At 51.0% G+C, this 12,419-nt stretch carries 14 protein-coding genes; 8 read left to right on the top strand and 6 right to left on the bottom strand.

Going from position 1 to position 12,419, the window contains the following annotated elements; translation table 11 throughout:
• The coding region (locus BST81_RS22670; RefSeq protein WP_171974831.1) for a transposase at nt 1–339 on the top strand (339 nt) is incomplete at its 5' end.
• Here the strand turns inward: BST81_RS22670 and BST81_RS22665 are convergent.
• The gene (locus tag BST81_RS22665) at nt 303–869 is read right to left on the bottom strand and encodes an SDR family oxidoreductase (protein WP_075600791.1); all 567 of its coding nucleotides are present in this window, start codon (nt 867–869) and stop codon (nt 303–305) included. The two genes, BST81_RS22670 and BST81_RS22665, sit on opposite strands and share 37 nt — an antisense overlap.
• Before the next feature lie 152 nt (nt 870–1,021).
• On the opposite strand from BST81_RS22665, the gene BST81_RS22660 reads away from it, so the two are divergent.
• Nucleotides 1,022–1,408, top strand: coding sequence for a helix-turn-helix domain-containing protein (locus BST81_RS22660; RefSeq protein ID WP_075600790.1), 387 nt, complete (start codon nt 1,022–1,024; stop codon nt 1,406–1,408).
• 98 nt (nt 1,409–1,506) lie between these two features.
• Here BST81_RS22660 and BST81_RS22655 read toward each other — a convergent pair whose 3' ends face one another.
• A complete protein-coding gene (locus tag BST81_RS22655) occupies nt 1,507–2,079 on the bottom strand; it encodes a hypothetical protein (RefSeq protein WP_075600789.1) in 573 nt (190 codons plus the stop codon).
• A gap of 198 nt (nt 2,080–2,277) precedes the next feature.
• Between BST81_RS22655 and BST81_RS22650 the strand changes: the two genes are divergently transcribed.
• The 6 genes from BST81_RS22650 (at nt 2,278) to BST81_RS22620 (ending at nt 8,788) form a co-directional block, all read left to right on the top strand.
• Entirely contained in the window at nt 2,278–2,535 is a 258-nt protein-coding gene (locus BST81_RS22650) for an addiction module protein (protein ID WP_075600788.1), read from the top strand.
• A gap of 27 nt (nt 2,536–2,562) precedes the next feature.
• Nucleotides 2,563–3,392 (top strand): IS1 family transposase gene (locus tag BST81_RS27170; protein ID WP_143780458.1). Its coding sequence is split into 2 segments (ribosomal slippage): nt 2,563–2,904 and nt 2,907–3,392, totalling 828 coding nucleotides; the frame shifts between segments, so codons are not numbered across the junction.
• A 147-nt stretch (nt 3,393–3,539) separates the two neighbouring features.
• Nucleotides 3,540–4,550, top strand: a complete 1,011-nt coding sequence (locus BST81_RS22635; RefSeq protein WP_075600786.1) for an NAD-dependent epimerase — start codon at nt 3,540–3,542, stop codon at nt 4,548–4,550.
• A gap of 153 nt (nt 4,551–4,703) precedes the next feature.
• Nucleotides 4,704–5,918 (top strand): sulfite exporter TauE/SafE family protein, encoded by a 1,215-nt coding sequence (locus tag BST81_RS22630; protein ID WP_075600785.1) that lies wholly within the window; start codon nt 4,704–4,706, stop codon nt 5,916–5,918.
• Nucleotides 5,902–6,372: a hypothetical protein gene (locus tag BST81_RS22625; RefSeq protein WP_075600784.1), complete on the top strand. Its 471-nt coding sequence runs from the start codon at nt 5,902–5,904 to the stop codon at nt 6,370–6,372. Before BST81_RS22630 ends, BST81_RS22625 begins: the two co-directional genes overlap by 17 nt.
• A 34-nt stretch (nt 6,373–6,406) precedes the next feature.
• A complete protein-coding gene (locus tag BST81_RS22620) occupies nt 6,407–8,788 on the top strand; it encodes a CHASE domain-containing protein (RefSeq protein WP_075600783.1) in 2,382 nt (793 codons plus the stop codon).
• On the opposite strand, the gene BST81_RS22615 is transcribed toward BST81_RS22620, so the two are convergent.
• From BST81_RS22615 to BST81_RS22600, 4 genes are all read right to left on the bottom strand, one after another.
• Nucleotides 8,785–8,997, bottom strand: a complete 213-nt coding sequence (locus BST81_RS22615) for a DUF2949 domain-containing protein (RefSeq protein WP_075600782.1) — start codon at nt 8,995–8,997, stop codon at nt 8,785–8,787. The two genes, BST81_RS22620 and BST81_RS22615, sit on opposite strands and share 4 nt — an antisense overlap.
• Before the next feature lie 48 nt (nt 8,998–9,045).
• Entirely contained in the window at nt 9,046–9,258 is a 213-nt protein-coding gene (locus tag BST81_RS22610; protein ID WP_143780457.1) for a hypothetical protein, read from the bottom strand.
• Between the two features lie 269 nt (nt 9,259–9,527).
• The gene (locus tag BST81_RS22605) at nt 9,528–10,829 is read right to left on the bottom strand and encodes a CO2 hydration protein (protein WP_075600780.1); all 1,302 of its coding nucleotides are present in this window, start codon (nt 10,827–10,829) and stop codon (nt 9,528–9,530) included.
• Between the two features lie 72 nt (nt 10,830–10,901).
• Nucleotides 10,902–12,410 (bottom strand): NADH-quinone oxidoreductase subunit M, encoded by a 1,509-nt coding sequence (locus tag BST81_RS22600; RefSeq protein WP_075600779.1) that lies wholly within the window; start codon nt 12,408–12,410, stop codon nt 10,902–10,904.
• Nucleotides 12,411–12,419 lie beyond the last annotated feature (9 nt).

Here is a 12,419-nt window from a genome sequence, read left to right as displayed (position 1 = left end):
GTCATGGACTGGATTGCCGAGAAGGCATCTGTTACCCTGGCTCAAACGGGGCGATTAACGGTAGTTGTTCAAGATAATGGCTCTGCCCATACCAGTCGTCTGGCTCAGCAACAATGGCTCAAGTGGCAAGCCCAAGGATTGTTCCTCTTCTGGTTGCCACCCTACTGTTCTGAGATGAATCGGATCGAGGAGCAGTGGCATCAACTCAAAACCCATGAAATTGCTGGGCGGATGTTTGAGCATGAAGTTGATTTAGCCGATGCGATCATCGAGGGAATGCAAGCTCGTAGTAGTAGGGGCAATTACTCCCTGGAACGTTTTATATTTAATTCCTCCTGACTACTTAGTTCCAACGCCAAATGTTGCGTGAGAGAGTGTAAACCTGCTTTTGCCATTGAGTAAGCAGAAGAGGGTGTCGCTAGAACAGCCTGATGTGCCCACATTGAGCCAATATTGACAATTGCACCACCCTGCCCACGCTGAGCCATGTTACGGACAACTTGTTGGGTTGCAAAAAAGGTTCCATGATTGATGTTGAGGTAGAGATCGTAGTCCGCTTCAGAATGGTCAAGAAAAGTCTTTGGCAGAAAAACGCCAGCAGAATTTACCAGGTAATGCACACTCGGTAGCTCATTCGCAATACGCTCTACAAATCGAGATGTCTCTTGGCGATTGCTGATATCTGCCTGCCACCCCTGAACTTTGCCGAACTGCTCTAGGTGGGACAAGACTGCCTGAAGCTTCTCAGAATTGCGTGCGACGACTGTTACAGATGCTCCATAATTTAAGAGGGTTTCTGCAACCGTCTGTCCGATGCCACTACTCCCACCAATGATCAATGCTTGCCGCTGCTGAAATTCTTGGTACATCGTTTGTTTCCTATAATGTTTGAGAGCAATGTGCTTCCAGCAAGCATATTAATCAAACTTCAACGGATTCAGGAAGTATGCACCTTCCAGTAAGGTAGGCACTTTCAGGTAGAAATTGAAGCGGAATCTAGGAAAAGTTTAGGTTGTATCAGATGAATGGGAAACAAGTCAGAAAAAACACTTCAGCCGCCGCAATGGTGGAGTACATCGTTGGCTGCAAGTGGTCAATGCAAATTTTGAGCTTGATTTGTCAGGGGGTCGATCGTCCCGGAGTAATTACACGCTCTATTGATGGACTCACAACAAAAGTACAAAACGATTGCCTGAGCAAAATGGTCAGTTTCGGAATTCTAGACAAATTTTCTTACCCAGAAGTTCCACCACGAGTTGAATATAAACTCACTAGTTTCGGGCGGCGCTTCATTACGGTTTTAGATACGATTGCAGAGTTGCAGCGTGAGATAGACGCTAATTGCGGCAGCATAACAACGCCCGTGCACCCGACCGTATCAAGGTTATCTGTAGAGATCGAGAAGTGATCAGCAGCGGGTGATGGGCACCGTTAGGCTGCTTAGATTTTCAGACCTGGCATTAAACGGAAGCTGACTATCAGCATCAAGGATTAAGCCGCTATGTATCACCTATTGAGATACTGCTTAGTTGATTTCTTAAGCACTCGAAAATAAACTGCGAAGATCATTAGTGATAGCAGCAAATAGATAAGTGCATAAGTAATTTTGAAGGAAAATAGAATTAAAAATGGTATAGAAATAGTTGCAATCGCAAAGACCGAAAGGAAGGCTGCAAAAGTAGTTCTGTAACTGAAAAGAAGTTTCTTTTCCTTTTCAAGGTTCAAGCTGAAAACCTTTGAATCTTCCAGCTCATTAAGCTCTTTCCTAATTGCTTCTTCATAACCCTGAAGATTGTCTGTGAAGAAAATAATGAATGATTGTTTGATTAAATTCCAGAATCCTATGATTGCAATAATTAGCAGGAGACTGAGAAAGCCGAGAAATAAGAGTCCACTGTAGTCAATTTTGGGATTTGCAAGCACGATAACATCTACGATGGGTTTCCAAAGTGCTATGGTAGCGCCAATTACCCCCATTAACTTAAAGTCCTCAAAGGCACTTCTGATATATTCTTCTGCTTGTTGGCTTAGCCGAACATACTCTTTATAAAGGTAGTCTAATCTTTGCTCAGGATTCATGCTTTTTCGGGAGATGTTTATTTGACTTAGAAACTCTGAATTCGTAACTGTACAATGTATATCAAAAGATAATGATGTTTAGGATAGTGTGTCCACTCACCTAGCAAAAAACCCGATGCTCGCGACTACTTCATCAAGTTCTGTTAACACCAGATTTTGCTACAATTGTATTTGGAATTCAGCCTTCTGCGAGGAATTATGCGATCAATTGAGCAACTGACGGAGGAAATACTATCCTTGCCGAGTGCATCAAGAGCGCTTCTTGCGGACAAGTTGGTGGAAAGCTTGGAGTTCGACACTGACTCAGCAATTCAGGCAGTTTGGGTAACTGAAGCCAAGCGACGCCGAGATGAAGTGCGAAATGGTTCTGTTCAGCCAATTTCAGGTGAAGATGCTTTAGCGCAAGTCAGACGGCTGATGGTAGTGCGTCAAACTGATGTGGGTCTGGTAGAGTAAGGAATCAACGATTCACCTACTCAAGCTATGGAATGTAAGCTCTGCGGTCATTCTAAGACTCACAAGCATGGCAAGATGCCGAATGGGCATCAACGCTACTTTTGCCTGGGGTGCCAACAAACCTTCTCAGAGAGTTTTGACACCCTCTACTACTACCGTCACGTCAGTCCAGAGCAAATTCAACAAGTCCTGCAAGCTCACAGTGAGGGCACCAGTTTACGAGGGATTAGTCGGATTAGCGGGTTAGCTTATAACACGGTAGTGAGTATTATTCGACGAGCGAGTAGCAAAGCTCAACTCATCCACAATCAGGAGGTGGCTCAAGTTGAAACCGAGGAGGTGAGTGCTGMTGAGATGTGGTCCTTTGTGCAAAAAAACAGAAGCAATGTCTGCCCCTAGAATTAGACCTGGGAGACTGTTGGGTGGGGTTGAGTTTAGCCAATAGCAGTGGGCTGATCTTGGCGGCCCGTGTGGGAAAGCATACGGATGAGTTGATTGAAGAACTGATGGTCACAACGGAAGGAAAAACGGAGTGCAAACAGTGGAATAGCGATGATTGGGGAGGGTATGAACGAGTCCTTCCACCAGAAATTCATCATCACATTGGTAAGGATAAAACCCAACGATTAGAGAGAACCAATGGTATTATCCGGCAACAAACAGGACGGTGGCATCGACGGCAAAACAAGTTTGGCAAGGTGTGGGAGCAAACGAAGGTGACTACACGATTGGTTGTCAGTTATTTCAATTGGATTTGGCGGCATAGCCGATTCAAAACAACTGCGGCTCAACGAGCAAACTTGGCAGCAGAGCCTTGGACTTGGCAAGACTTCGCAACTTATCCAACAATTATTTGATGCACAACCAAAAATACGTCGTCAAAAACCAGATAAATTATCCATGAATGTATATAGAATTACAGGGCTATAAAACCGTACAGAGCGTATAGGAAATTGAGGACAACTTCAAGGATCTCGAGATCAACCATCAAGAATTGAGGATATATGGCGAAGGTATTAGTCACTGGAGCAGCCGGATTCATCGGCTTCCATCTTGCCCAGAAACTGCTGCGACGGGGCGATCAGGTTGTTGGCCTCGATAATTTGAATCCCTACTATGATGTCAACCTGAAACAAGGGCGTCTGACCCAACTACAGGCAGAATCAGGTTTCCAATTCTATCCCCTGGATCTGGCAGACCGGGCGGCGACGGCCAACCTGTTTTTAGAGCAAAAGTTCGATCGGGTGGTTCACCTGGCAGCCCAGGCGGGTGTGCGCTATTCCTTGAAAAATCCCCATGCCTACGTAGATAGCAACCTGGTAGGCTTTGTCAATGTCCTGGAGGGCTGCCGTCATACGGAAGTGCAGCATCTGGTGTTTGCTTCCTCTAGTTCTGTCTATGGTGCCAACACTAAAATGCCCTTCTCGGTGCATGACAATGTGGATCATCCAGTCAGCCTCTATGCAGCCACCAAAAAAGCCAATGAGTTGATGGCCCATACCTACAGCCATCTCTATGGGCTCCCCACAACCGGGCTCCGGTTTTTTACCGTGTACGGTCCCTGGGGTCGCCCCGATATGGCCTACTTCTCCTTTACCAGGGCCATTCTGGCCGGACAGTCGATCGACGTTTACCACCATGGCCAAATGAGACGAGATTTCACCTACATTGAGGACGTAGTTGAGGGAGTGGTACGGACCCTAGATCACATTCCCCAACCCAATCCCCAGTGGTCGGGTCAGAATCCCGATCCAGGAACCAGCAATGCCCCTTACAGGATTTACAACATTGGCAATAATCAACCGGTGGCATTAATGCACTTCATTGAAACCCTGGAAAAGTGCCTGGGTCTGGAAGCCCAGAAGAATTTTCTGCCTCTGCAACCTGGGGATGTGATTGAGACCTTCGCAGACGTGGATGCCCTGGTCCGGGATGTCGGTTTTAAGCCTGCGACCTCGATCGAAGCGGGGTTGCAGAAATTCGTCACCTGGTATCGGGATTATTACCACAGTTAATCCCTCCAACTTATCCCTGCACAGGGTGTTGCCTCTAGAGACCTGTCACGAACGTCTCTACAGACAACACCAACCCCTTAAAATAGGGTGCAGGTCAACTATTCCTCCTGAAAATCTTGGAAGCTGGCCCCTTAACTGCTTGCGATCGCAAAGATGATTGAGCTGTTCCTGATCATGAACCTGGGCTTTCTGGGGAGCTTTGGCCATTGCCTGGGCATGTGTGGTCCTCTGGTGGTGGCATTTTCTTTAGCCAACCCAGGGGGGACAACGACCTGGAAACAACGGCTGGTTTTTCACAGCCTCCTGAACCTGGGGCGAATTCTCAGCTACATTCTGGTCGGGGCCGGGATTGGAGCCGTCGGATCCGTGTTGCTAGCCGGAGGGCAACTGGCGGGTATCGACAGCATCCTGCGGCAGGGACTGGCGATCCTGACCGGTCTGCTTCTGATCTGGATGGGTCTGGCTCAAATTACTCCGAAGGGATTTCCCCATCTGCCCATCCTGCATCCATTGTTGCAGGGCGGTCTGCATCACCGTTTGGAGCATGTCATGAGGGGGCTCTCCAGACAGACCTACTGGTGGACTCCGGCTTTTCTGGGCCTGACCTGGGGGCTAATTCCCTGTGGATTCCTCTATGTGGCTCAGATTAAAGCAGCAGAGACAGGAGAGATCCACCAGGGAGCACTGACCTTACTCGCTTTTGGCCTGGGGACTGTACCTGCCATGTTTGGGGTTGGGGTATCAGCGGCATCCCTGAGTGCCGATCGCCGCAGCCAGCTTTTTCGTCTGGGCGGTTGGGTGACGCTGACGATCGGGATACTGACCCTACTGCGCACCGGGGCCATGACAGACTATACGGGCCATGCTGCCTTGTTCTGTTTGATGCTGGCTTTGGTAGCTCGTCCCATCAGTTGCTTGTGGCCCCAGCCCCTGCGCTACCGCCGCCTTCTGGGGGTGGGAGCATTTATCCTGGCTGTGGCCCATAGCCTCCATAGCCTGAACCATACCCTGGATTGGAACCTGGATGCCGTGAACTTCCTACTACCAGAACATCAGTGGGGGATCTGGACGGGTCTCATTGCCTTGGCCCTGATGACCCCTGCAGTGCTGACAAGCCACGATCGCCTGATCAACCTCCTGGGCAAGTTCTGGCGGCTGATCCACCTGCTGACAATGCCAGCTCTGGTGCTGGCGGTGGTGCATACGGCGCTGATTGGTTCTCACTACCTGGGCAACCTGGAAGGGACGATGGCCACTGAAGTTCGGACTGTGTTCCTGGGGATAGGATTATTGTTTGTGTTGCTGGTTCGTCAGCGCTGGTTCTGGTTTATCCTACGATTGGAGAAGTTCTATGTTTCCCAAAAATAAAAAGGTGATAGGAGAGCGATTTTGGGCCACAGGGATTAACCTGGCTGCCCTCACCTGCTGTTCTATGTTAAGTCCAGCCCGATCGATGCTAGCCCACAATATCCAGACCAAGGGTAACGTTGCGGCCACCTTCCACATTGAGCCGAACCACAACCCTAAGGCTGGCCAATCTTCCAGGGCCTGGTTTGCCCTCACTCGGCGAGGTGGACAGCCTATTTCCCTCTCCCAATGCGACTGCCGTCTGGCAGTTTATGCGGTTCCCCGCAGTCGCAATCCCCAACCTATCCTGCAACCCACCTTGAAAGCGATCGCAGTGGAGCAATACAAGGGGGTTCCTGGTACAGAGATTACCTTTCCTAAAGCGGGTGGCTATGACCTAGTTCTGACGGGTAAACCTAAGCAGCCGGGAGATTTTCCAGCCTTTCAATTTACGTATTCGGTGAACGTCCGTTAAAGGAAATCTCAAACCCTTGTGGATGTCGAACAGGATGCAAGTCCAGCTTTCAGAAATGCTCCGGTCCTTTACTTCTAGATTGGGGGCCCGATGCCTTAGTCGCATTGCCATTCCCTACTTCGTCTTGCTGGGAACCCTGTTGCTGACTGTGATCGCCATCCTCTCAGTAGAGACCACTGCCAGGGCTAGAGATCAACTCCAGTTTGACAATGCCACACAGCGAACCTTAAAGGATATTCAGGACCGGATCAATACCTGTATTGCCCTGTTACGGGCAGGCAATGGTCTGTTCGCAGCCACCGATCGGGTCAGCCTGAATGAATTTCGGATTTATGTCAGCCAGTTGAGTTTGCGTCAGCAGTACCCGGGTCTTCAGGGAATTGGGTTTTCCAGGCGAGTTACTCCTTCCCAGGTAGAGGACCTGGTCCAGACCATGCGGCGGCAGGGCGTACAGAATTTTTACATTCGCCCCCCCTATGTCCGGCAGGAGTACCATACGATCGTGTATCTGGAACCGTTGGACCGGCGCAATCAGGCGGCGATCGGCTTTGATATGTTTACGGAACCCATTCGCCGGGTAGCGATGGAACGGGCTCGGGATAGCGGCAGGCCTGCTATGTCTGGTCGGGTTACCCTGGTGCAGGAGATTGATCCTAACAAACAGGCCGGTTTTCTGCTGTATCTGCCAATTTATGAGGGAGCCCTCACACCCCCTACAATAGCTCAGCGGCAGGCGAACCTGAGAGGATTTGTCTATATTCCCTTCCGGGCAGATGATTTTATCCAGGGTATTTTTGGAGAGCCCCAGGGGGAGCTGGTGAATTTCCAGATCTATGACGGATTAGAGCCGCGTCCAGAATACCTGTTACATGATTCACGACACAAGGACCGCTTCAAGAATTTGTCCTATCAACCCCGATTTCACACGGTCAGAAAGATCGAGATTGCTGGACATCCCTGGACCATTACCTTCTCCTCCCGTCCAGATCTGGACTCTAACTCAGAACGCCGACTGGTTCCCTTTGTTGCTTTGATTGGTGGGTTGATTAGTCTGATTTTGTTTGGGATTACCCGATCCCAGGTCCGGGCTTACATAGCACTGGAACAGGCAGCCACAGAATTACGAGAGGCTGAACAAGCACGATTACTGCTGTTGCAGTCTGAGCAGTTAGCCCGGACTGAAGCGGAAACAGCTAACCGACTCAAGGACGAATTTCTGGCGACCCTATCCCATGAATTACGATCGCCGCTGAATGCGGTTCTGGGCTGGGTGCATCTGCTGCAAACCCGCCAGCTTGATCCAACCACTATCCATCGGGCCCTGGAAACCATTGAACGCAATGCTAAAGCTCAGGCTCAGTTGGTTGAAGATCTGTTAGATGTCTCACGGATTATCCGGGGGCAGTTGCGTTTGAATATTCGTCCTGTCAGCCTCCCTGCGGTTATCACTACAGCCCTGGAAACCGTTCGTCCGGCGGCAGAGGCCAAAAGAATCCAGTTACAGACTGTTCTAGATCGGCAGATGGGGCTGGTTGCAGGGGATCTCGATCGCTTGCAGCAGGTGGTCTGGAACCTGCTGTCCAATGCGATTAAGTTCACTCCTGAAGGAGGACAGGTGGCGGTACGGTTATCTCTGGTGATGGGATCTGCCACCAGGGAAGCTCAGTGCCTGCCAAACCAGAAAACATCGGATCCGAAGATGATCTCTGGTCAGGCACGCTACGCTCAACTGGAAATTTGTGATACAGGCAAAGGGATCAGTCCAGAATTTCTGCCCTATGTGTTTGATCGCTTCCGGCAGGCGGATAGTTCCATTACCCGATCGTACGGTGGATTGGGGTTGGGACTGGCGATCGTGCGCCAGCTCGTTGAACTCCATGGTGGGACAATTCAGGCCAGGAGTGAGGGGGAGGGGAAAGGAGCCACATTCATGGTGACGTTGCCCCTGATAGCCGTCGAGCAGCAGAGTCACCTGCGGCGGACAGTCCCTGAAAGGGAGGCTTCCCGTTTAAATAGTTCATCCGAACTGGCTGCGTTGCGGATTCTGCTAGTGGATGATGAGATAGATGCACGTCAACTTATGGTTCAGATGCTACAAACCCATGGATTGGAAGTTGTGGCAGTGGGAAGCGCAGAGGAAGCAATTTGGACAGTGACGGCCCTGCACCAATCTTCCCCTTTTGACGTGTTAATTAGCGACATTGGGATGCCTGACCAGGATGGCTATACCCTTATGGGTCGGATTAGAACGCTCAAGCCAGAACAGGGGGGGGGAATTCCGGCGATCGCGCTCACAGCCTACGCTGGAGCAGACAACCAGCAACGATCGCTCCAGGCCGGTTTTCAGATTCACTTAAATAAACCGGTCAATCTGGCTGAATTGCTGGCAGCGATCACAACGCTCTCCGGGCTCTAAAGCTCTTGGGGCAAGGGGCGATTGGTTTCAAGCCAGTCAAAGATTCGCTCCAGTTGAACCAGAGAAATCAGGCCATACTGCCAGAGAATCATCGGCAACAAGCCGGTCATTTGCTCAGAATGTTGGAGTGCCAGGGAGATAGAGTCTGCAGGGACGGCCAGATCGTCCTGCAAGAATTGGATTAATTTGTTGTGAACCAAGGTTTCCATGACTCCATCACCCCCTGAAGATAGCAATAAGTTACAGCAGATACAAGGTTACTGCACAGTAGACAAATCGTCCACTACCTGAATGTGTCCCCGACGCAGCCCATAAAGGACCCGATCAATCATCTTGAATTCTTCTGAGCTGAGGGAATTGTCCATCAGGGCAGCGAATAGACCATAGCGATCGGCCAGGGTCAGCTTGCCTGTTGCCAGGGTAGAGGCATACAGTTCAACAATGGCCGAAGGTAGCAAGTTAAGCAGCATAGGACACAACAGAGGTGAATTGGCTCGATATTAATCTTCAGTCTTTCACCAGAAAATTTCTGTGATTGAGCCTAGATTGCCCTGTGATCGTCGTCAATGAACTCGGTGATTCCACGAATTTCCCCTGATAGCCAAATTGCAGATTCAGTAATCTTCTGGGCTTGGTAAAAAGCCCAGAGATAAGCATCCTGGGCAGGAATCCCCTGAACTTTCCCCTGTTTTCAAGCTGGAACCAGTCAAGGGCCGACCCCAAGGCCAGCCCTGACCCTTTATCGGTAATCCTGATTTTGAATCATCCGCAAACGAGCTTCTGGCCGGTTGAAGCGATCCATTTGGGCCTCGAAAAACTGACGATTGGCCATCAGGTGCCTGGGATTGGGGTCATCCAGGGGATACAGGAGGGCGGTTCGCAAGGCCTGAATCACGGCTGAGGTGACGTTATACATCGATCGCTGAAAACTGATCCCTAACTGAATCAACACATCGTCCTCACCCCGGCAATGCTGCTGGTAATACTCCACCAGATAGGGAGGCAGGAAGTGGAGCATATCCTGCATCAGCAGCGTCGGTGGAATCCCAGCCGTGCCGACCGGGAAGACATCCGCATAGAGAATGCCGTAGTGGAAATCTTTCTGGTCATCCGGCACCTGTTTGGCTTGAGCATTGTAGGATTTGGTGCCCCGGAAGGGAGCGGTGCGGTAAAACACAGCCTCGACATAAGGCAGCGCAGCCTCATACAACCAGGTAAAGCCCTTGGATTTGGGGATGATTTCGTAACATTCACCCCGAATATAGGCATGGTGATAAATAGGACGACCGGCGATCGCAAAAATCCCATTCACCAGGAAGTTCATGGCATCCGGGACGCCTTTGAATCCCCCTTCGTCGTAGAGGTCAGACATCTCGAAAAATACAGGAGCCATCACCTCCCAGAACAGGCCCAGGTTGGCATAGTAGGACATCTGCCGACATTGCTCCAGGAACATCTCTGGGAACAGTTGATAGAGACCCAGCATCACTGGGTTGTACTTGAAGTAAGCCCGGATAGCCCGATCGGCATTTGCCCGGTATTCGTCACTATCCAGATAGGCATCAAACTGATTCACAGGAGCATACATGTGGCGGTGCCAGAGCATTGCCCGCATACAAGCTTCGGCAAATTCCATATTGATGCGATCGTGCCAGAGGTGATGGAAGAGGCGGGGCATCTTGAAAGTCTCCCCTTTTTCCATAAAGGCGAGCAATTCCGGATGGGCTGTCGCAGGTCCCCGCCAAATCCTCAGATCGGCATCGTCTCCGGCATAGTGGTTATGCAGGTCCAGGTATTCCTGGGGCAGGAAGTACTTAAAGAAGGGGAAGGGGTCGAGAAATACACGCTCAGCAATATAGAGCAGATCCCGCCAGTAGAAATCCATGGGCACTGCATAGGCTTTGTAAATGCCAATGATCTGCATCAGATTCTCTGGGGTATCTGGCAGCATCGATCCACCTGCTTCCAGGCGATGGATGATGTCAGCGTATTCATGTTTCGAGGCAGGGATAGTGGCCTGGTTCAGAATTGCTGTTGTCATGGGAAATATTTGGTAGAGGATTCAGATAGAGGCGTTGCATGAAATGCCAGTCCGCCATGGGATTGAGGAGGATCAGGGCTGTCCAGGTGAAGGGGATTGGGCGATCGTCTGGGTACTGCCCGGCGGCAGGGTAGAAATCAGCGCGGCGGCTGTGGGTTCACTCCAGCGCAGTAGCCAGGAGGGTTGTACCCCCAGGAAGCAGATGATGGCCACCAGGATTAGGGCCGGAGCCTGTTCCAGCCAGGTAACCCGGGGATAATAGGCGGTGGCATTATTGAGCTTGCCGAAGCAGGTCCGATTGAGCAGAATCACAAAATAGACAGCGGTCAAACCGCTGGCCAGCACGCACAGGAGAGCTGCTACGGGGAAGACGGGGAAACTGCCCTGGAAAACCAGAAACTCGGCAATGAATCCGACCAAGCCAGGAATTCCAGCGCTCGCCATGCCTGCCAGAATCAACAGGGCACTAACCATCGGTAAACCTCGAACCGGATTGAGAAGACCATTCAGCACATCCAGATCCCGGGTTCCGACCTTGGTCTCAATCACCCCAACCAGGTAGAAGAGAACAGCCAGAATCAAACCGTGGCTGACCATCTGACCGATCGCGCCCAACAGGCTCAACTCGGTTCCAGCGGCGCAGGCCACCAGGACATAGCCCATGTGACCGATCGAGCTGTAGGCGACCATCCGTTTAATATCGCGCTGGGAAATCGCTGTCAGAGCACCATAGAGGACACTGAACACACCGATGATGGCCAATCCCGGCGACACCAGCGACCAGGATTCTGGAAACAGTTGCAGACCGAAACGAACCAGCCCGTAGGTGCCCAACTTCGCCAGGATGCCACCGAGCAAAATAGCCACAGGCGGGGATGCTTCCACATAAGCATCGGGCAACCAGGTATGCAGGGGCACCAGCGGAGTCTTAATCCCAAAGCCAATCAGGATCAGGGTAAGTAGAATCAGCTGGACTGTTAAGGGTAAGTCACTGGGGGAGACGGCATTGTAGTCAAAGCTGGAAGACCCACTCAGCCAGGTAATGCCCAGGAAACCGACCAGTACCAGAACCCCAGAGACAGCGGTGTAGAGCAGGAACTTCATGGCGGCATAGTCCCGTTTGGCCCCGCCCCAGACGGCAATCATCAGATAGAGAGGAATCAATTCCAGCTCATAGAAGAGGACAAACAGCAGCAAGTTCTGGGCCAGAAATGCTCCTGCGATCGCACCGGACACGATCAGAACCAGGGAGTAGAACAGACGCGGTCGGGCTATTTGCGCGTTGGTTCCAAAAATTACAATCCAGATCAAAAAACTGTTTAAGGCCAACAAGGGCAGGGACAGACCATCTATTCCCAGCCCATAGGTCAAACCGAGGGCATCAATCCAGGGCAGGGTTTCCTGCATTTGCAACCCAGCCAGCTCGAAGTCGAAGCGGGCCATTAAGAAGCCGGTCCAGAGCAGGGTGAGCGTGGCGATCGCCAGAGCCACCCATCGGATCGATCCAGTCGTGGCCTTTCCCGGCCAGAGGGCTACCAGGAGGGCACCAAAAATAGGAAGCCAGATCAAGAGGCTCAGCATAGGGATCCA

Origin of the sequence: Leptolyngbya sp. 'hensonii' (assembly GCF_001939115.1) — a bacterium.
In the GTDB taxonomy this organism is placed as follows: Bacteria; Cyanobacteriota; Cyanobacteriia.
This window is presented reverse-complemented; position numbering and strand designations above follow the sequence as displayed.